General features: G+C 45.5%; 15 protein-coding genes. 7 read left to right on the top strand and 8 right to left on the bottom strand.

The genetic code is table 11. From position 1 onward, the window contains the following. The first annotated feature begins 609 nt into the window (after positions 1 to 609). The gene (locus HUB64_RS10105; protein ID WP_173496924.1) at positions 610 to 1,455 is read left to right on the top strand and encodes an FAD:protein FMN transferase; all 846 of its coding nucleotides are present in this window, start codon (positions 610 to 612) and stop codon (positions 1,453 to 1,455) included. Between the two features lie 281 nt (positions 1,456 to 1,736). On the opposite strand, the gene HUB64_RS10110 is transcribed toward HUB64_RS10105, so the two are convergent. Next, the gene (locus tag HUB64_RS10110; RefSeq protein WP_173496925.1) at positions 1,737 to 3,368 is read right to left on the bottom strand and encodes a methyl-accepting chemotaxis protein; all 1,632 of its coding nucleotides are present in this window, start codon (positions 3,366 to 3,368) and stop codon (positions 1,737 to 1,739) included. 153 nt (positions 3,369 to 3,521) lie between these two features. Beyond that, positions 3,522 to 4,412 carry a DMT family transporter gene (locus tag HUB64_RS10115; protein ID WP_173496926.1) on the bottom strand — a complete coding sequence of 297 codons (891 nt, stop codon included), beginning with the start codon at positions 4,410 to 4,412 and terminating at the stop codon, positions 3,522 to 3,524. A gap of 212 nt (positions 4,413 to 4,624) precedes the next feature. Between HUB64_RS10115 and HUB64_RS10120 the strand changes: the two genes are divergently transcribed. After that, positions 4,625 to 5,401, top strand: coding sequence for a helix-turn-helix transcriptional regulator (locus tag HUB64_RS10120; protein ID WP_131525975.1), 777 nt, complete (start codon positions 4,625 to 4,627; stop codon positions 5,399 to 5,401). 773 nt (positions 5,402 to 6,174) lie between these two features. On the opposite strand, the gene HUB64_RS10125 is transcribed toward HUB64_RS10120, so the two are convergent. The 4 genes from HUB64_RS10125 to HUB64_RS10140 all read right to left on the bottom strand — a co-directional run bounded on the left by HUB64_RS10125 (position 6,175) and on the right by HUB64_RS10140 (position 9,838). Beyond that, positions 6,175 to 6,579, bottom strand: coding sequence for a GreA/GreB family elongation factor (locus HUB64_RS10125; protein WP_173496927.1), 405 nt, complete (start codon positions 6,577 to 6,579; stop codon positions 6,175 to 6,177). A gap of 623 nt (positions 6,580 to 7,202) precedes the next feature. Next, positions 7,203 to 7,337 (bottom strand): DUF2474 domain-containing protein, encoded by a 135-nt coding sequence (locus HUB64_RS10130; RefSeq protein ID WP_105250029.1) that lies wholly within the window; start codon positions 7,335 to 7,337, stop codon positions 7,203 to 7,205. Positions 7,338 to 7,435: 98 nt separating this feature from the next. Continuing rightward, entirely contained in the window at positions 7,436 to 8,443 is a 1,008-nt protein-coding gene (gene cydB, locus HUB64_RS10135) for a cytochrome d ubiquinol oxidase subunit II (protein ID WP_105250028.1), read from the bottom strand. Positions 8,444 to 8,503: 60 nt separating this feature from the next. After that, entirely contained in the window at positions 8,504 to 9,838 is a 1,335-nt protein-coding gene (locus tag HUB64_RS10140; RefSeq protein WP_173496928.1) for a cytochrome ubiquinol oxidase subunit I, read from the bottom strand. A gap of 158 nt (positions 9,839 to 9,996) precedes the next feature. On the opposite strand from HUB64_RS10140, the gene HUB64_RS10145 reads away from it, so the two are divergent. After that, entirely contained in the window at positions 9,997 to 11,436 is a 1,440-nt protein-coding gene (locus HUB64_RS10145) for a PLP-dependent aminotransferase family protein (protein ID WP_173496929.1), read from the top strand. Positions 11,437 to 11,559: 123 nt separating this feature from the next. Next, positions 11,560 to 12,858: an O-acetylhomoserine aminocarboxypropyltransferase/cysteine synthase family protein gene (locus HUB64_RS10150; RefSeq protein ID WP_173496930.1), complete on the top strand. Its 1,299-nt coding sequence runs from the start codon at positions 11,560 to 11,562 to the stop codon at positions 12,856 to 12,858. Between the two features lie 120 nt (positions 12,859 to 12,978). Here the strand turns inward: HUB64_RS10150 and HUB64_RS10155 are convergent, their stop codons facing one another. Together HUB64_RS10155 and HUB64_RS10160 are read right to left on the bottom strand one after the other, a co-directional pair. Continuing rightward, positions 12,979 to 16,107: a DUF2339 domain-containing protein gene (locus tag HUB64_RS10155; protein ID WP_173496931.1), complete on the bottom strand. Its 3,129-nt coding sequence runs from the start codon at positions 16,105 to 16,107 to the stop codon at positions 12,979 to 12,981. Positions 16,108 to 16,319: 212 nt separating this feature from the next. Continuing rightward, on the bottom strand, positions 16,320 to 17,456 hold the full coding sequence (locus HUB64_RS10160) for a methyltransferase (protein ID WP_173496932.1): 1,137 nt from the start codon (positions 17,454 to 17,456) through the stop codon (positions 16,320 to 16,322). An 83-nt stretch (positions 17,457 to 17,539) separates the two neighbouring features. Between HUB64_RS10160 and HUB64_RS10165 the strand changes: the two genes are divergently transcribed. The 3 genes from HUB64_RS10165 to HUB64_RS10175 all read left to right on the top strand — a co-directional run bounded on the left by HUB64_RS10165 (position 17,540) and on the right by HUB64_RS10175 (position 19,977). Beyond that, complete coding sequence (locus HUB64_RS10165; RefSeq protein ID WP_168824961.1) at positions 17,540 to 18,154, top strand: alpha-ketoglutarate-dependent dioxygenase AlkB; 615 nt, start codon at positions 17,540 to 17,542, stop codon at positions 18,152 to 18,154. 151 nt (positions 18,155 to 18,305) lie between these two features. After that, positions 18,306 to 18,626, top strand: coding sequence for a BolA family transcriptional regulator (locus HUB64_RS10170; RefSeq protein WP_028761572.1), 321 nt, complete (start codon positions 18,306 to 18,308; stop codon positions 18,624 to 18,626). 232 nt (positions 18,627 to 18,858) lie between these two features. Beyond that, entirely contained in the window at positions 18,859 to 19,977 is a 1,119-nt protein-coding gene (locus tag HUB64_RS10175; RefSeq protein WP_113939872.1) for a TRAP transporter substrate-binding protein, read from the top strand. Positions 19,978 to 20,017: the final 40 nt, after the last annotated feature.

The following is a 20,017-nucleotide window of genomic DNA, read 5'->3' on the forward strand; positions in this document are numbered from 1 at the left end:
ATCCCTGAGAACCTGTCAATTTAGACGTCTAGATGTTTTTACTTCCGTTGTGATCGATAGGTTATTAATAGGTTGTATAAGATGAAAATTAGTCTTTATTTTAATTATTAATCAATACTTTAATAGTTTGTGTTTAGGTTGGATTAGAGGGTTTATATCTGATTTAGCGTGTATTTCAACTGAACGGAATTGCATGAAATTTAAGCGAATGACTGGTGTGATGGAGTAAGCCGGCTATTTATTGCTCCATTTAGTGTGAGTTGTTGGTGGGTAAGCCAGCATAAATAACGTAAATGATGAGTGGCATTAATCAATAGGGCTCATTTGGGGACGTATTGACTTAGTTCGCTTGTGCAGCGTTGTGATAGCCATGATACGTCAAATAACTTTAATAAAACCTTAATAAGCAATCTATTGTTTTTAAATGTAAAACAGTTTCAAGCATCTAAAATCCCCATAAAAACTAATGGCAACAATTTGTATTGAAGTAGAGACTTTAATAGAATCCGCACAAATTATGTTAATTACTCTTAGTGCTTTGTTTAAATTTAACTGGATGAAGCGTTTATTGCTGATCCCTCAGATCTTCCTACTACAGTGGGTATTATCATGATACGTCGCGCTAAGCCATTACTCGGAACGCTGGTGGAAATTGCTGCCGAGTCACTGCCAAATCAAAGCGGTGAGGTACAACTTAAAGATAAAGCATTGGAAGCGGCTATTAGCGCGGCTTTTTCGCGTGTGACCCATATTGGGCGGTTGCTGAGCTTCCATCAACAGGACAGCGAGTTAAATCAGTTAAATCGGCAGCCTGGAATTTGGGTAACGTTAAGCCAAGATAGTTTACGAGTGCTCAAGTTGGCTAAGGGGCTGGGTAAGGCGAGCAATAACTTATTCAATTGTACCGTTGGCGGCGAAATGATGTCTCGCGGCGCTTTGCCTGCTTACCTTGGTATGCCATTGTTATTGCAAGGTGACTGGCAAGATATTGAAATAAAAGGTAATCAAGCGCGATTAGCTAGACCGCTAATTTTAACCTTAGATGGTATAGCTAAAGGTTATGCGGTTGATATGGCTGTGAGTGAGCTGCGTCGCGCTGGCGTGAGCGGAGGTTGGGTCAATGCGGGTGGCGATTTAAAAGTTTTTGGCAGTGCATCTTTAAATGTAGTGTGCCGCGGTCCATTAGGAGCGAGCCAAAAGCTCTGCGTTAGCAATATGGCGCTCGCTAGCTCAAGGGTCTCACAAACCTTAAGTCATGATTACCCTGCACTATTACTGCCAACTGGCAATGTTGCCGATACGAACGTCGATGCTGAAAGCGAGCGTATTGTTAGTGTGAGAGCCTCTTTTGCTTGGCGCGCCGATGCGTTAACGAAAGTCGCAGGCTATCTTAATCCCGACTTGGCCGCTGAAAAAATTGCTCACTTGGGTGGTCAATTAGTCAGTTTTGATTGATGTATCTTCTGGTTGTTTTACAGCTTTTGCAGATGATTGAATTAGAAATTCAATCATTACTGTGAGTTAACATTAAGCAGTTAGTACTGTTATTCGCACTTTAACGGGTGAATCGATACAACTTGGGTTTTGTTACCGTTATTTGCAACTTGCATACGGTTGTGGGCTTTTATTGTCTTCAAGCTTTTCTTGGTATTATTTCCATTAAAAAGAGTTCCTACATTGGGCACTCTTTTCGTTTCAATAGCTTATCGCTCACCATGTGTCGTTAGTCATTTATCTTAAGCGACTTTAAATCGCGCAACTTCTTTTTGTAGGTTGCTGCAAATGGCTTTAGTGTTGACGACTATTTGCTGAGTTTCTTGGATCACTAAGTTGCAGTATCTTGTTTTATCGGATAATTCGGTCAAGTTACGATTAATTTCTTCGGTCACATGGGTTTGCTCTTCGGTGGCAGTCGCCGTTTGAGTGGACATCTCACTGACCTTAGAAGTGGAGTTTAGAATTTCATCTAATGCATCTTGGGTCTGGCTGGCGAGGGTGACGGTTGATGTGGTCAGGCTAGCTCCCGATTCAATGCTTTTAACCGCATCATTTACACCGCGTTGCAACTCTTCAATCATGCGCTGAATATCTTGGGTTGAGGTTTCGGTACGACTCGCCAGTGTACGTACTTCATCTGCGACTACGGCAAAGCCGCGGCCCTGTTCGCCAGCGCGCGCCGCTTCAATGGCCGCGTTAAGGGCAAGGAGGTTAGTTTGCTCAGCGATTGAGCGGATCACATCAAGCACTGAGGCAATATTGGCAGAATTGACTGAAAGTTTTTCAATAACAGTCACGGCATTTTTAACTGATTCAGACAGTTGCTGAATATGATTAACGGACTGGGCGAGGATATTCTTACCCTCTACTGTTTGGTCATTCACCTTAGTGATTTCGGTGGCAGTATGAAGAGCGTTACTGGCGACTTCTCTTACGGCTGCACTCATTTCATTCACTGCTGTGACAATGGTATCGACAAACTGCTCTTGTTCATGGCTGATGTTGATTGTGGTAGCTGACTTAGTTGCAAGGCTTTCAACGGTTTGGCTCACATCTTTAGTTTGACCAATAATCGAGATGACCATTTGCTGTAGCTGCTCTACAAATAAGTTAAATGCATGGGCGAGCTCGCCGATTTCATCCTGGCGTGTGATAGGGATCCTTTGGGTTAAGTTACCGTCACCATCGACAATGTCATTGATCCTGCTAGTGATATCTTCAATTGCATTGACTATGATTTTAGGTCCGAAGTAGGCAATCAACAGCGCCACAATGGCGACTAAGCTTGCTATCGTTAAGGATATTTGGGTTTGGGTGGTTGCCTGTTCCGTTGCTTGTAAATCTAGCTCTTTTACTCTGTTATCGGCGGCTTCGCCCGCGGCATTGTAGATATCTCTTAATGCCTTAAATTCTTGCTTGGATTTGGTTTCGTGGAGTTGTTTCGCGCGTTCAAAATCATTACTTTTAACGGCATTAATGACCTCTGATGAGGCTTGATACCAGAGCGAAAACTGCGCCTCAAAGCCATTGGTTGATTGCAGTACTTGCAGGTGATCTGTAAGGATTTTTTTAAATTCGCCCATTCTGTCACGGGCTTGATCGACATTCTCTTGCCAGTTATCAATCTCACTCTTGCGATTATCGGCAGATAATTCTTCCCTGAGTAACACTTCTTCACTGAGCTGTGCTTGGTAAAGATCGCGATCTGCATTGAGAATTGCCGAAATTGCGGGATTAAATAACTGACTAAATTCCTGCATCTGTTTCACAGTGGCACGGCTTTGCATAGCATCGGTGACCGCCATGACAATGAGGGCTGTCGCCATAATGGCAAACATCAGTGAAAACTTAACGCGAATACTGTTAAACATAGGACGATCTCCATTAATAACTTAATAAATAGCTTAGCCGTTATTTATAGAATTGCCTTTGCGTGCAGCAGATTGCGATGGGATTTTGTACGCATTGAAATAAGCGAAACCGCCTTGGTCACTGTTACCAAGGCGTTGACGCATTACTTTGTATTATTCAGGACAAGCTAGGGTAGAGATGACTTTAGGCTTAGGTTTTATCTGCACTAGCATGACGCCAATAATGACCATAGAACCGCCAATATAATGATAAATGGCTAAGGTTTCATCTAGGATGATGGCCGCCAGTATCGCCGCAATAATAGGCATTAAATTAAAGAATACACTGGTGCGATCGGCGCCGAGTTTGCTTATGCCATTGATCCAAGCCCACGGCGCTAAAAGTGAGGCAGCGATAGCAGCGTAAAGTATCAGTGGTGCTGATTGGACACTGATCGCTATGCTGGGACTCGTAAACAGCAGTGGCGTCAGCATGAATACGGCTATGAGTCCTTGAATATAAACCGATTCCCAAGTCGGCAGTGGCAGTTGCCAGCGTTTCAGTAATACACCATAGAGTGCATATACAAAGGCGCTAAAGAGCAACAGTAAATCACCTTGAGTCACGCCGATGGCAAGGTTCATCATATCGCCGTGACTGAGCATAAAAATCAATCCAAATAGCGAGATTAAGGTGCCACCAAAGGCTAACGGTGATAATTTTTGCTTGAGTAATGGCACGGCTAAAAACAGACTGATCATAGGCACGAGAGAGGTGATTAATGCCATATTTGTTGCCGTGGTGGTAGCCGCTGCAAAATAGGCCAGACTTTGGTTTAGCACCATACCTAACAAAGCCAAAGTAGCGAACTTAGGTAACAAAGGTAGTATCACTTGGCGTTTTTGCCAGACGCGATTTGCGACAAAGGGGGTTAACAATAACATAGCGAAAAACCAACGGTAAAACGCTATGGCTTCAGGATCGATAATCCCAAATGAGAGCTTGTTGACTATCGAATTGCCTGCCCAAATTAATACGGCTAACAAGGGGAACAAATACAGCATGGTCTTGCCTTTAGGTACTGGCTAAAGTGACAGGCCTTAGCTTATGGCTTATCACTTAAGCATCCAGATAATAGATTAGTGGCTATTATCCATGGTCGGTTATGATATAAATATCGCTTATCAGACAAGGTCAGTTCCTCTACGGACAAGCGTAATCTGGGTTAGCGATTTCGTTTGAGTTTTTGGACCACCATAGCTTTGAGGGCATCAAAATGCGCACGGTTTACCATCCGCTCACAGCAGAGCAAGAGCCTGCTGCAGATATCTTCTTCAACTATGAAGCTTTCCTACCAAATACGGTAACGCCAAAACATCAACATGTTTGGGGGCAACTGCAGTTAATCAGCGGTGGAATTATGGAGTTACATGCTGCAGGGCAACGGTTTTTATCGCCGTCACAATATGCGATTTGGGTTCCTGCGGGGATAGAACATGAAAGTTATACTCGGCGCAGTATTCATTATTGCTCGATGAATATAGTTGCCGAGCGGGCTGCGGCTTTTCCCATAGAGACCTGTTTGTTAGCCGTAACATCCATTGCCCAATCGATCGTGAACGATCTGCGGGAACGGCAAGTCACTGTGGCAGACACTGCGGCGGATAAGCGACTGGTTGAGGTTTTACTCGATCAGCTGACCTTGGGTAAAGCTCTACCGCAATTTCTGCCCACCGTTTCAGATAAACTGTTACAGCCGTTGTTGCTGGCACTTGAAGCCGACCCTGCGAGTTCGAAAACCTTTAAATCTTGGGCCAGTGAATTACATACCACAGAGCGTACCTTAGCTCGTCGCTGCCAAGAGGTTCTGGGGATGAGTTTTACTGAGCTAAGACAAAGGCATAAGTTTATCTATTCCTTACAACTATTACGTCAGGGGCTTGCGATCAAAGAAGTGGCATTGACGCTCGGCTATAACCAAACTTCGCCTTATATCGTGATGTTTAAAAAATATGCTCAGTGCTCACCTGAGCAGTATCGCCGCCGATTGTGATTGAGTGGCTGATGGAGCAAGGCTTAATAAAGGCGAGATGATGAGATCTTATGCGAAAGTCGCGCTAGATGATGCACTAAAAATATTGGGGTAAACTGTGAAATAAGATAGGGTGCTAAAGTATTAACACCCTATTTTCGGCCTATTTAAAGAGAGGATTTAAGGTTTTTTACAGAGTTAGATAAGTTAGTCGGAAGCCTTTTGGCGGTTCCGTTTATCTTGACGCTTCTCTTTTAAGGTTTTCATTGGCGGTTTTTTGTTTTTTTCTTTACTCATAGATATAAACTCCAAAGTGAAGGTTACTATCCGAACCCGCGCCGCAAATCGGTTTCGATAGTTGGGCTCAATTTTTATTTCAGGCTTTAATTGAGACGGTTTATTTATAAAGAGTATAAAAATAAATTTAACGATTGAGGCGCCGTGCTAAACCTCTTAACCCCTTTGCTGTTTACTCTAAAGCGCTGCCATGACTTATACGTAAATAGTTGCAAAGAGTCGTTAATTGCAGTGTTAAACTTATCTAAAGTGTCTCTTTAATAAATATCGCGGCCAGTTAATGACTTCAAAATAACATTCCCTCTTATTATATTATGTTGAAAATGCCGCTATAAGCCGCCGCTAATAGCGAGTTCAAAGCATGTTGCCACTGAATTGAACATGCTTTATTTTAAAATGCTTACAGCCTAATAATCATAGCTTTAAAATTTTATGAAATATTGTCAAGTAGCAATACTCAATAGCCATTTACAAAAAGTATGCCCAAATGATTTTTTCTATACAGACTTTTTAAGTTGTTTTTTCGTTAAACTGACATCTTTAATCATAAACAGAACTGGTTTGCCTAAAATGCTCACCTCTGCCAGTTCGCCCTTTGATAACCCAAGTAAGCTGACGCCTAAATCTGATATGACAGAGAAACGTCCTGCACTGGGTTTATGCCTTGGTGGATACACGAGTTCAATTTGGTACTCTTGCTGATCCTGCAGATTAACTAAGTGAATTTCCCGTCCCACAGTCACTTTATCACTCGTCGTATCATACTTTAGCTGCTCAAGCTTACTAATCACGCCTGCCAAAGCCGTTGGGCGTAGAGAGGCATTAAAACTGTTTTGTAAATAATAGGTTTCAGTTTTTAGAATAAAATTCTGGAAAAGACCACTAAAAAAAGAATATGCCATTGCCGCCTCTGAAATAACAAAGTTAAAATATAAGCATAGAAATTAAAATGAGTATTACTCTGTGCTTATTTCACAAGAAGTTATAATTCTGCCGAGCGCGAGTGACGCTCGGCTTAGACTGGGAATTTGAGCGAGAGGCGGATTGAGCTTACTGAACTAGATGTGTTAGCTAACACATGGGAAAATAGTGATGAAAATGCAGTGCTAAACATAGTGTTACATCTCCAGTCAAAAGTTGATATTCGATTGATTATTTATTTTTTGTATATCGATTTAGTATATCGGCCTTGCTGTTAACTAAATCTTGCCATTAACTAAATAAGTAATTGCTTGGCTGATACCATAGGTCAAGTAAAAATATAAAGCAAGCCTAACTAAGCTAATCTTGCTGAATATACTGATAACAGCAAAGCTAGATTTAACATAGTTTTAACTTTGCTACATTGAGGCTAGTCTTCGTCAATTTAATGCTAGCACTCGTAAAGTAAACTGAGCACTTGTTAATTTGGCGGAACTGAAAGCCAAATTAATTCAACCATTGAATGTTCTAGTGCATTGTCGCTAGATGCTATGGGCACTAACTGAATTAAGCCTTAATATAAGCTTCTAAAGTTAATATTTACTTAGGTTGTTAAGCCCGCACCTTTTAAAAGTATTTTGATACACATAGAGACGAGGAACAGACAGCTTACGCTTGTACACCAAATCAGCACTAACCAGCCGAGTCGATAGGCGAGGGATTTCGTTTGGGTCGTCATGTTGATCTCCTGCATATGTAAAGTCATCTAAGGTGAATCAGCGACCTAAGCCAAGTTAGCTTCGGTCGCGTTTTGGGAACTCTCATCTAAAGTCATGGCTAGTGATAGCCAGCATCCTTGGTTACTTTGCCGCGGAACACGTAGTAGCTCCAAAAGGTATAAACCAAAATCAGCGGGATGATCATCAGGGCGCCGACGAGCATAAAGCTTAGGCTGCTGTCGGGGGCAGCTGCCTGCCAAAGGCTGATGTTGGGGGGAATAATGTGCGGCCAGATGCTGATCCCTAAGCCACTAAATCCTAAGAAAATCAGCCCTAGAGTGAGTAGGAATGGCTGATAGTTATCATCACGATTTAGGGATTTTATCAAGGCCCAACTGCAGGCTAATACCAGTATTGGCACTGGGGCGAAGTAGAATAAATTCGGTAAACTAAACCAACGCAGGGCAATATTGGGTTGCACAAAAGGCGTCCATAAACTGACTAAACCTATGGTCATCAACAGGCATAAGGTCAGTGCTCTGCCGAGTTGTTGCATGGTCGTTTTAAGCTCGCCTTGGCATTTTTTTACTAACCAAGTTGCGCCGAGCAGAGCATAGGCCAGCATAAGGCCAAAACCGCAGAAAAGTGAGAAGGGCGTTAACCAATCGAAACTACTGCCGCTAAATTGTTGGTTACTCACCGAAATGCCAGAGATAAAGGCCCCCAGCACTACGCCCTGTGAAAAGGTGGCCGTGATAGAACCGAACATAAACGCTTTATCCCAGAATGGTTTAGCTTCTGCGCCTGACTTAAATCTAAACTCAAATGCTACGCCGCGAAAAATCAATGCCAGCAGCATGATGAGCAGCGGTATGGTTAGCGCTTCGAGCACTATGGCATAGGCGAGGGGAAAGGCACCGAGCAGACTAGCGCCGCCGAGCACTAACCAGGTTTCATTACCATCCCAAACAGGGGCGACGGTATTGACCATAATATCCCTGTCGTCCTCATCGTGAATAAAGGGAAACAGTATGCCGATGCCGAGATCAAAGCCATCCATCACGATATACATTAAGGTGGCAAAAATGATGATCCCGAACCAAATCAAGGGTAGATCGAATTCCATGGTGAGCCCTTAAATATGTTTAAGATTGAATAAGTAAAATTAGATTCATTTACTTTAAAATTAATGGCTTGTTGCCGCGATATCTGGCCCTTTGCGGATGAGTCGCATCATATAGCGATAACCAACGCCAAAGATGCCGCAGTAACTGACGATGAAAATCCCTAGGCTGATACTCAAGTGGGTAACGCTGTGGGAAGACACGGCATCCTGCGTGCGCATCAATCCTTGGATCACCCAAGGTTGACGGCCAAGCTCGGTGGTAAACCAACCTGCTAGTGTGGCGAGCAATCCGGCGGGGCCGAGCACGAGTACAAATCGCAGAAAGTGTTTGTTGCTGTAGAGGCTGCCTTTGCGCCTGAGATAAGCACTCCACAGTCCAGCAAAAATCATCAATAAGCCTAAGCCGACCATGAGCCTAAAACTCCAAAACACTAACAACACATTGGGTCTGTCCTCGGCGGGATACTCAGTCAAGGCTGGCACTTGTTTGTTTAAATCGTGCTTTAAAATCAGGCTCGCCAGCCCTGGGATTTCAAGGCTGAAGTGGTTTTTCTCTGCGTCCATATCAGGAATGGCAAACAAGACTAATGGAGTAGGTTTATCGCCCTCATTACGCCAATGGCCTTCTATCGCCGCTATTTTTACGGGTTGATATTCAAGGGTATTTAAACCATGGAAATCACCAATCACAGCTTGCAGCGGCGCGACGATTAACGCCATCCACATCGCCATAGACAGCATCTTACGGATTGCGGGCGTGTCGTTCCCTTTGAGTAAATGCCACGCCGCCGATGCGCCGACAAAGAAAGCCGACGAAATAAAGGCCGCCACTGTCATATGGGCTAAACGATAGGGGAATGACGGGTTAAACACTATCTGAAACCAATCCACAGGAATGACGCGATTATTCACAATTTCAAAACCTTGGGGCGTCTGCATCCAGCTGTTTGAAGCTAAGATCCAGAAGGTTGAGATAATCGTGCCCGTGGCGACCATACAAGTGGCGAAGAAATGCAGGTTTTTGCCTACCTTCTGCTGACCAAATAGCATGACCCCCAGAAACCCCGCTTCGAGGAAGAAGGCGGTGAGGACTTCATAGGTGAGTAGCGGCCCAGTTACGCTGCCCGCGAAGGCGGAAAAAGCGCTCCAATGGGTACCAAATTGGTAGGCCATCACTATGCCTGAGACCACGCCCATGCCAAAGTTTATGGCAAAAATCTTCGACCAAAATTGATAGAGTTGTTGGTACACCTCATTCGCTGTTTTCAGCCATAAGCCTTCTAATACCGCCAGATAGGTGGCGAGGCCGATAGTGATGGCAGGGAAAATAATGTGAAAAGAGATGGTAAAAGCAAATTGGATCCTAGCGAGCACTGTGGCATCAAAATCAAACATAATTTCCTCGAGCGATAGGCATTTCTCGTTACAAAGGCATTGTTCTAGTCGCGTTCACTGAACCCTAAATTGGCTTGACGGTGAAAGCTTGTGTGCTATTAGACCATGGGATATGCTGGCTATAACAGACACAGAATATCTTGGCTTGGCTATAACAGATGACGAAGTATGAGCAGTTAGCGCAGGAATTAAAGACACGAATAGCCCAAGGTGTCTGGCAGGCGGGGGACAAGTTGCCGTCGCTGCGCCAAACTGTGGCCGATTCGGGCTTGAGTCTGATGACAGTGCTCAATGCCTATCAGTTATTGGAAAGCCAAGGCGTGATCTCGGCGCAGGCTAAGTCTGGCTATTTAGTGGCGCCAAAGCCGGAATTAATCGCGCGGCAGGGAGAAGCCTTTCGTTATCCCGAGCGGCAAAAGCCGATTTATCTTTCCGATAGTGTGGATATTAATGAGTTTGTATTCAATGTGCTGCAGGCTTCAAAGCAGGCGGACATAGTACCCTTTGGCTCAGGATTTCCCGATCCTAGTTTATTCCCGCAACAAGCACTGGCGCGATCTTTGGTTAAGGTGACTCGGCACATGTCACCTTCTTTTGCCGCCGATAATTTACCGCCAGGCAATGCGGGATTGCGTAAGGCTATCTCCCAACGTTATGCCAAATTGGGCATGAGCATTTCGCCCGACGAAATCATCATTACCTCGGGTGCCATGGAGGCGCTCAACTTGAGCTTAGCGACGCTGACTCAAGCGGGTGATTGGGTTGTCATTGAATCACCGACCTTTTATGGCGCGATGCAAGCCATTGAACGGCTTAAACTCAGGGCGATTGCGGTCGCGACCGATCCACAACAGGGGATTGATCTCGAGGCGCTGGCAGAAGTGTTAAATACCTATCCAGTGAAAGCCTGCTGGTTGATGAGCCAACATCAAAATCCCTTAGGTTGCAGCTTATCGGATGCTAAAAAACAGGCGCTTTATCAGTTACTAAACGAGCATAAGGTCAGTCTGATTGAGGATGATGTTTATCAGGAACTCTATGTCGACTCCAGCGCGCCAAGGCCAGTAAAAGTCTTCGATACCGAAGGACGGGTGTTGCACTGCGGCTCATTTTCTAAGTCTTTGATTGCTGGTTATCGTGTCGGCTGGGTGGCGGCAGGATGCCATGCACCGCAGTTACAACGCTTACAAGTCATGTCGACGTTATCGACCAGTGCGCCGATGCAGCTCGCCATCGCCGATTTTATTCAGTCGGCGCAATATGAACGGCATTTGAAACAGTTACGTAAAAAGTTAGCCAGCCGTAAATTGGCCATGTATCAATTATTGTGCGCGCATCTGCCCGAATCTGTGGGGGTCAACTTCGCGCAGGGCGGCTATTTTCTCTGGTTAGCGCTGCCATCACACATGGACGCTACACAAATTTATTATCAGGCTATTGAGCGTGGGATCAGTATTGCACCCGGAAATCTCTTTAGTAATCAGGTCGAATTCCGCCATTTTATGCGTTTGAATGCCTCATACGAGTGCTCGCCAGAGATAGTCTCTGCAGTCGTGGTGCTGGCCGAACTTATCCGTAACTATTCGCGCCGAAGTTAAAGATGTGTCTAAAAAAATTTTAGACTTCTAGATGTCTATCTGGTAGCTTGTTGAACATGCACAAATCTTGTGCAATTCTCAATGTCGATTGAATACTGGGCTGCTACGGATAAGGAAGGGAAAATGAAATTAGAGTCACTGGCATTACACCATGGTTATGAGTCAGAAGCGACCACGAAGGCGGCCGCAGTACCTATCTATCAAACGACCTCTTATACCTTCGATGATACCCAGCATGGTGCTGATTTATTTGACTTAAAAGTCGCTGGTAATATTTATACACGGATAATGAATCCTACGACTAGCGTGCTAGAGCAACGTCTGGCGGCTATTGAAGGCGGCATAGGTGCGCTGGCCGTGGCATCGGGTATGGCGGCGATTACCTATGCGATTCAAGCCCTGACTCAAGTTGGCGATAACATCGTCAGCACCAGTCAGCTCTATGGCGGCACTTACAATCTGTTTGCCCATACGCTGCCGCGCCAAGGCGTTGAAGTGCGCATGGCGGCCTTCGATGATTTTGAAGGCCTCGATGAGCTGATTGATGATAAAACTAAGGCCTTGTTCTGCGAATCGATTGGTAATCCAGCCGGCAATATTGTCGATTTACAGCGTTTAGCCGAGATTGCCCATAAGCATGGCGTGCCTTTAATTGTCGATAATACGGTCGCGACTCCAGTGTTATGTCGCCCCTTTGAGCATGGCGCCGATATTGTTATTCATTCTTTAACTAAATACATTGGTGGCCATGGCACGACGATTGGCGGCGTGATTATCGATTCAGGCAAGTTCGATTGGGTGGCGAATAAGGAAAGATTTGCCTTACTCAACCAAGCCGATCCTTCTTACCACGGCGTGGTTTACACCGAAGCCTTTGGCCCTGCTGCATTTATTGGTCGTTGCCGTGTAGTACCGCTGCGTAATACCGGCGCCGCACTGTCTCCGCACAGTGCATTTTTACTGTTGCAAGGCCTTGAAACCTTAAGCCTTCGAATGGAGCGCCATTGCTCGAATGCCTTGACATTAGCGGAATATCTGGTGTTGCATCCGGCGGTCAGTTGGGTAAACTACGGCGCCTTGCCGAGCAGCCCTTATCAGGATAATTGCCACAAGATCACTGGCGGAAAAGCTTCTGGGATCATCAGCTTTGGGATTAAAGCGGCCACAGCTGAAGAGGGTAAGCTTGCTGGCGGACGTTTTATCGATGCACTGCAGATGATCCTGCGTTTAGTGAACATTGGGGATGCTAAATCCTTGGCCTGTCACCCTGCGAGCACTACGCACAGACAGCTCGATGCCGATGAACTCGCAAGGGCGGGTGTGTCAGAGGATCTTATCCGTATCTCGGTTGGGATTGAGCATATCGACGACATCATTAACGATGTGGCGCAGGCGCTTGATAAGGCACTGGTTAGCAAATAGTTCTTATTGAGTAGCCCATATCGAATAGCTGATATCTCATCGCTTTATTAAATCATTAACAGTAAAAAGCCGCCATCGACTCAATTCGATAGCGGCTTTTTTAGTGCTTTAAAAACGATGTTAATCTTGCTGCAGTCGATTTCTCGCCTTTTGATAGAAGTAAGAAACAGTCAGCAAAATGACTCCGATCAGCATAAAGGCAATCACCTTTTGTACTAGCTCGAAGGACGCCATATCCAGTAATAGCACCTTGAGCGTCGATAAGGTAAATAGCCCTGCGGCGAGGCGGATCATATCGGCATTTTGTGGTTTTAAGCTGATAAACATCAACACACTGCCATGGATAACCAATAAAATCGCGCTGAGTGGGGCGGCAATAATGTTATCGAAGCTATAACTCCACATGAAGTAACTTAAGGCGAGTAACAGATGCCAACCCCACTTAAGTCCTTGTAAAGGTAAGATCCGTCTATGCAAGCGTATTGCTGCACCGTGCTGCAAGATAAGCCTTGCTAGGAGTGCCAGTGATAAAAACTCGATTAACATAAACGAGGCATTATCACGATTAAGCCCGAGTGTTAGTTCAAAATGGAACATGATGGGCAACAGGGCTAAGCCTAAAGTGAGACCATAGGCGAGATGGTAGCTTTCCTTTATTGCGGCCTGGATTTCGGCTGCGAGGGTTAACTTCATGCTATGTGAGGCTTGGCTTACACCTCTTTGGATTAGCAATGCAAAATAACCACTTAAGGCTAATGCTGTCATGGCTATTCCTACTAGCTCAGAATGATTAAAACCATAAACGATCACGGCCAATACCAGTGCAAAGTAATAAGGGCTCAATTGCCATTGTAGTTGCAGCAAGGGGCGCCATGTCTCGGGTAACTGGCGGTAGCGGAGCAGGGTGAAGCCCATAAACAGGGCGCCAACGGCTAGCGCCGCGAGTCCTTGCCAAGCGTGAATAAGGCATAGCGAGGCTGTCATCAGAACCGCTAGCCAAGTGAGGATTTTGGCTTCTATATTCAAACTCTTATGTTTAACAAAGTAGGCTAAACCTAGGCTCATAAAGGTGCTCAGCCAGAGTGCAATAGCGGTATATTCCCAATGGTTGCGGATGATTTTGGGCAGCAGAATAAGCGGCAGCAGCAAATAGCAGAAGATTTGCATCGTATAAGCGGCTTTGGCAAATAAGGCATCTTTATAGTGGCGACGATACCAATAATGGGCCAAGAGTAGGGCGGTAAATAACTCAAACCGTGCCAGTTTTGCCATAAGCGGTTGGGCACTAAAGCTAAAACTGCCTGTGAGCGTTATGCCTTCAACAACCTTAAACAGCAGCGGCAATAGTAAGAGCCAAGCAGCAAACTCGCTGATAACGAGTCTGTCCTTTGCGCTCAAATACAGCAGTAATAGGCTGACGAGTGGCAAGATGGCGAGGTAGTAATCGCTGTTCAAAAGGTAAGCCGCGAGGATAATTGTCGCCACATAAAAACTGCTTAATAGTTCTTTTAACACTCTGTTTAGCTGACTTTCTAGGGTCGAAAGTAACGTATGATGGAGTGTTAATAGCTGAATCACTAAGACTAAGGCGGCGCAACTTAAAGCCAGTGCCAACAGTGGAAAGCCAAAAGCTGACAAGGGAGAAATTAGCGCCCCATCGATAAAGCTTGATTCTAAAAGGCTCATGCCTGTCAGTACACTAGACGCATTGAGCCCTAATCCCATCAGCAGCAATACATAGGCTTCGGCGCGAACGGAAATCAGTTCTTCTTTGGTGCCAATCCACAACAGTAATAAGGCTTCGAGCAGTAAGACTAATCCGAGGAAATCGTGGCTGAGTAAATACAGTGCGGCAAATCCCGCAAAACTCCCTGCAAAGACTAACAATAAGCCGCTGCGGGCTTTTTCTAGGTTGCCTGTGCGCTTCCAATAGAGGGCTGCGCAAATCAGGGCGTTGGCCGCAAAGATTTCCCCTGCGAACTCAGTAAATTGCGTCAACTCTAATAACACAAAGGCGAGCAATGCTATCGGTAGGGCGAGTATGCGATGGCTCAGTGCATTATGTTTTTCATCATGATGGGTAAACTGCTGGGTAAATAGTAGGCCGGTGATGCCGTAGAGATAAAAGAACGCATTAATACTGATAAGCGCGAGCAGACTGACGCCGCCAAAATCCCTGAGTGGCAATTCAATGAAATGGCTAAAAGTTTCGATGCAGCCTATGTGCAACAGGGCGGTGATTTCCAGTAGCAGCGGCCACTTAAGTTTGCGACTCTGGGCAAGGGCGCCTGCACCAATAAGCAGTAAATAAGGCAGATACAATAGCGGCGCATAGCTTTGGGATAACAGCATCATAGGTGCGGTTGAGCCACCGACTAAGGCGATCACGGCGATCACTTTGGCATCTAAGCGCATCGACAGGCCATAACCCGCCAAAGTGATCAATAACAGTAAGATAAAACTCGCGCTATTGGGAATTAACTCAAAATACGGCCCAATAAAGTACGCGCAGAGATAATTAAGTATGAGTCCGAGTCCGACAATACCTGAGCCAAAATCCGCCATACCCGCGCGTTTTTGGCGAATAAAAATCCCGCCCACTATGATAGCGTTCGCGCTGGCAAACCCGAGTAGCGCTTTGCCAAGTTCTGAAAACCAATGGTTGATTGAATATTGCAGTAAATAACCAAAGCCTAAGGTCAGGGTGATAATGCCTACGACAGTCATTAAAAAGACAGGTCCTAATCCCTTAGCCTGATAATGATGGTAGAAAGATTTGACTTGCTCGTTGACTGCCGCAAAGGGTGCCATGACGGCCGCGAGTCCTTGGGATAGCAACTCATCAAATTGACTCGCCGCTTGCACGCTTGCCTGCAATTTGACTTCATCACTCAGCTGTTGATTTTGCGCTTGAGAAAGGTGTTCGGTTTTAGCGGCTTGTTCCGTCGAGGTATTTTTCGTTTTTCTTTGCCAAGGGTCTTCTTGCCAAGTTTCACTTGGTATAGGGCCTTGCTGCCATGGGTTGGGTTCTGCTGAGGCTGGTTCTACGGAAGCTGGCTCAAGGGTTGGTGTTTGTGCCGCATAGGTTAATGGGAGCGTGTTTTCAGTCGCAATTTGCTGACTTAAGGTCTCGAGCTTAGTGGAGAATTCTGCTAATTGACGACCGAGCGAAGATTGCTGCGATAAATGCAGCGATTGTAATTGTGCCAGCTCAGCTTTTAGTTGGGCAACGTCATCCTTTAACGGCATATCTCATTCCTAAGTGTTTAAGTGCTTAACTCATAAACCTTTGTCGGCAAGAAGTGTACTTGTATGTGTATTTTTCGGCTAGTTGTTGTTGATTTTTAGGAAATCTCCGACTGCTGCTTTTCCAACATGTCATTGCTCAGCATAAAAAGAGCCCTGTATAAAAAAGAGCCAAACATTGCTGGCTCTCATTTAACGTGTCAATTTCGATGAGGTTATTTTTTCTGTGCCTGCAGGATCACAAATTTACCGTTGGAGGCGACTGTGGTGCAGTTCTTAAATAAGCGCTGTAATTTTACATGGTAAGCCAGATGACGGTTACCGACGATATGTAAGATCCCCCCCTCTTTCAAGCGGCGGCGAGCATCTAAAAACATCTGCCAAGCGATATGATCGGTTATGGCTTCACCTTGATGAAACGGCGGATTACACAGCACCAGATCCGGTTGCACTTCTTCTGGCAGATGCGTCATGCAATCGTCCCAATAGAAGTGGCCTTTGTCTGCGGGCAATTGGTTGCGTGCCCAGTTTGCCTTGGCTGATGCGACTGCCATTTCAGAATCGTCGATAAAGTGAATGTCAGCCTCTGGGAATAACTGGGCGGTGCGTAACCCCAGCACGCCATTGCCACAGCCGAGATCAACAATCGACTTAAAATCCCCTTTGGGCAGATTCTCTAGCATGATGCGTGCGCCAATATCGAGTTTGTTGGCGGCAAACACATTACTTAAATTGCTGATCTCAAGTTGATATTCGGGTATGGCCCAAGTCACTTCTTTGGCTAATGGTCTTGGTTTGCCATCACTGACACAGGTGATCACTCGGGTGTTTTTCCACGCTAAACTGGCGCTTGCGGGGCCTAAATGCTTAGCAAAAATGTCGAGTAAGGCGCCATTAATCGATTTGGCTTTGGCGGCCACTAATACACGAGTGCCTGCGGGTAACACTTGCGACAAGCGCGTTAGCTGGTGAGCAAAGTAGCTTAAGTTCTTAGGCAACTTCATCAATACTAAGGCTAAGTTTTCTGGCAAGGTATCGCGGCTGGTAAACCATTGCAGATTATCCATTGGCAACTGATTGCGGCCATGGTTTTGTTCGGTGCCTAAAAAGCTGGTTCTGGCATCGGTTTCAACACACAGTGGCCAACTTGGATTCAATTTAGATAAACCGCAGCTTAAAGCGCCGAAACTGTCGTTGATAATGGCGGTTGGCACGGCGGCTTGCTCTGACTCAATAAGGCTTTTGAGTAAGTGTTCATCGGCGGCATCCCAAGCTTGAAGATTAGATTCCTGCTGAGCTGGATACCGTAAGAGTTCGAGTTCAACACCCGCTACTGAAAATTGTGTTGTCATGTGCCACACTGCGCCAATAAATTTAAGGCGCAGATTATCGCAGATTTCATGGCGCAGTGCGACGGCTCACATGGAGGACGTCAATGCAGCAAGGTAAGTTAGGGTTTGATACAGAGGGTGAGGCTCAAATTAAACCGCCCATCACCTTAGTGCGGGGTTATCTTAATGCTGAGCAGCAAGCGGCGCTAATGAAAGAAGCGCTGACCTATCCCTTAAATCGCCCTGAAATCCAAGTCTTTGGTCAGTTTCACGCGATTCCTCGCCAGCAAGTGTGGTTTGGCGATTTGGGCTGCGACTATTTATATTCAGGACTGTTTATCCGCGCCTTACCTTGGCCTAAATATGCTCACAAGTTGAGGGATAAGTTAGCGCGGGATTATGGTTTGGAGAGCAATGGGGTATTAGTGAATCGCTACGCCGATGGTAAAGATTGTATGGGCGCCCACAGTGATGATGAACCTGAAATTGCTCAGGGGAGTCATATTGCTTCTATTACCTTAGGCGCCACGCGGGATTTTGTGCTTAAGCATAAGCACAGCCAAACCAAGTACAGCATAAGTTTGAACAGTGGCGATCTACTGATCATGCATTGGCCTATGCAAAGTGACTGGTTACACAGCTTACCTAAACGTTTGAAAGTAAAAGAGCCGCGTTGGAACTATACCTTTAGACAACTGATCGTTAATTTCCATGGTTAATTGCCTCCCGCTAACTGTCTATGGTGAAGCACTGCGAAATATGGCTGATATAAAGTGGTGGGGCATCAACAAATTGAAAGCGTGAATTTGATCTTTTCAATTTGAAGCAGTACTCTGCGGCAACTGGATTTTCCCATTCTGAGACTCGAATATGTCCAATACTCATGTGCAGGGCACTGTGGCTAACACTATTTCGCAGAAATTAACCGAATGCTTTTCGCCGACCCATTTAGAAGTGATTAACGAAAGTAATCGTCACCATGTACCACCGAATTCAGAAACCCACTTTAAAGTTGTGCTGGTGAGCGAGCAGTTTGATGGCTTACGTTTATTAGCCCGTCATCGATTGGTCAACACTCACTTAGCCCATGAGTTAGCCAATGGCGTGCATGCTTTGTCTATTCATACTTTCACTCAAAATGAGTGGGATGCGAATGCACAAGTACCTAATACGCCAAATTGTCGCGGTTAATTAATCGCTCAGCAATACTGTTTAGCTTAGATTTCAAGGCCACTCTTCATAGAGTGGCTTTTTGTTTTAGACCAACTTAAGACTATTTTTGAGTTTCCCTACCTTAGTTTCTGTGTTAACAATATGTTTTATTTTAAGAGGTTGGGCGATGTGATTGTCGATACCCATCCTGAGTGTATTTCCATGTCAGTTGGATCCATGTGCTCGTTTGACATCAGGGAGACTATTAAAAATGCGTAAGTTAGGGAGTTTGTTTATCTCAGTGCTGCTGATGGGACTGAGCGGTTGTAACCCCGTCTCCAGTGATGCGCAAAGCGTAGCCGCTTCCCATGCCGCAACTGATGTTCCCCACGCTTTACCTGCCATTGAATGGCGTCTTGCGACCTCTTGGCCGAAAAACTTCCCCGGTTTAGGCATGGCTCCTGAGCGTTTTGCGCATTTAGTCGATGAAATGTCTAACGGTCGGTTAAAGATTAGCGTTTATGGTGCGGGTGAGTTGATGCCCGCTTTTGCCGTATTTGATGGTGTGAGTCAGGGTAAAATTCAAATGGCCCACTCCGCTTCTTTCTACTGGAGAGGAAAAGCGCCCGCAGCGCAGTTTTTTTCATCGATCCCCTTTGGGATGACCGCGCAGGAAATAAATGGCTGGCTTCACTATGGCGGTGGTATGGAGCTGTGGACTGAAGTGTATCAACCCTTTGGGATTATCCCCCTCGCAGGTGGCAATACTGGGATGCAAATGGGTGGCTGGTTTAATAAACCCATCAATACTATTGCTGATTTTAAGGGATTGAAGGTCCGCATGCCGGGCTTAGGTGGTGAAGTGTTGAAACGCGTTGGTGCTGTACCTGTAAACATGGCGGGGCGTGAACTTTATGGTGCATTGCAAACGGGGGCGATTGATGCCGCAGAGTGGGTAGGGCCAGTTAATGATCTTGCCTTCGGTTTACATAAAGTGGCTAAGTACTACTATTACCCTGGTTGGCATGAGCCAGGTTCAAATATGGAATTCTTAATTAATACCGCTGCCTTTGAGAGTTTACCTGAGGATTTACAGGCTATAGTCAGAGTTGCTGCGAGAGCCATTAACCAAGATATGCTCGATGAATACACGACCCGTAACGTGACCGCCCTTGAAACGTTAGTGAAGGACGAAGGTGTGGAGCTTAAAGCGTTTCCACCGAACGTGTTGTTGGAGCTTGAGAAAATCTCCAAACAAGTGATTGAAGATCAAGCGAATCAAGATCCCTTAATGCGAAAGGTGTACGATGCTTATCACGCGTATGAGCAAGGTGTGCGTCAGTACCATAAAATATCTGAGGATGCTTACAGTCAACAGCGTCAACACTAAATGATGGTTTCTTTACTGCAAACTGTCACATTAGCATCTG

The sequence above is a fragment of the Shewanella sp. ISTPL2 genome (assembly GCF_013283205.1).
Taxonomy (GTDB): domain Bacteria; phylum Pseudomonadota; class Gammaproteobacteria; order Enterobacterales; family Shewanellaceae; genus Shewanella; species Shewanella oncorhynchi.

Bases quoted from the DNA above. Each gene is read 5' to 3' on its own strand.
- HUB64_RS10105 (WP_173496924.1), top strand. From the start codon at position 610: ATGATACGTCGCGCTAAGCCATTACTCGGAACGCTGGTGGAAATTGCT.
- HUB64_RS10110 (WP_173496925.1), bottom strand. From the start codon at position 3,368: ATGTTTAACAGTATTCGCGTTAAGTTTTCACTGATGTTTGCCATTATG.
- HUB64_RS10115 (WP_173496926.1), bottom strand. From the start codon at position 4,412: ATGCTGTATTTGTTCCCCTTGTTAGCCGTATTAATTTGGGCAGGCAAT.
- HUB64_RS10120 (WP_131525975.1), top strand. From the start codon at position 4,625: ATGCGCACGGTTTACCATCCGCTCACAGCAGAGCAAGAGCCTGCTGCA.
- HUB64_RS10125 (WP_173496927.1), bottom strand. From the start codon at position 6,579: ATGGCATATTCTTTTTTTAGTGGTCTTTTCCAGAATTTTATTCTAAAA.
- HUB64_RS10130 (WP_105250029.1), bottom strand. From the start codon at position 7,337: ATGACGACCCAAACGAAATCCCTCGCCTATCGACTCGGCTGGTTAGTG.
- cydB (WP_105250028.1), bottom strand. From the start codon at position 8,443: ATGGAATTCGATCTACCCTTGATTTGGTTCGGGATCATCATTTTTGCC.
- HUB64_RS10140 (WP_173496928.1), bottom strand. From the start codon at position 9,838: ATGTTTGATTTTGATGCCACAGTGCTCGCTAGGATCCAATTTGCTTTT.
- HUB64_RS10145 (WP_173496929.1), top strand. From the start codon at position 9,997: ATGACGAAGTATGAGCAGTTAGCGCAGGAATTAAAGACACGAATAGCC.
- HUB64_RS10150 (WP_173496930.1), top strand. From the start codon at position 11,560: ATGAAATTAGAGTCACTGGCATTACACCATGGTTATGAGTCAGAAGCG.
- HUB64_RS10155 (WP_173496931.1), bottom strand. From the start codon at position 16,107: ATGCCGTTAAAGGATGACGTTGCCCAACTAAAAGCTGAGCTGGCACAA.
- HUB64_RS10160 (WP_173496932.1), bottom strand. From the start codon at position 17,456: ATGACAACACAATTTTCAGTAGCGGGTGTTGAACTCGAACTCTTACGG.
- HUB64_RS10165 (WP_168824961.1), top strand. From the start codon at position 17,540: ATGCAGCAAGGTAAGTTAGGGTTTGATACAGAGGGTGAGGCTCAAATT.
- HUB64_RS10170 (WP_028761572.1), top strand. From the start codon at position 18,306: ATGTCCAATACTCATGTGCAGGGCACTGTGGCTAACACTATTTCGCAG.
- HUB64_RS10175 (WP_113939872.1), top strand. From the start codon at position 18,859: ATGCGTAAGTTAGGGAGTTTGTTTATCTCAGTGCTGCTGATGGGACTG.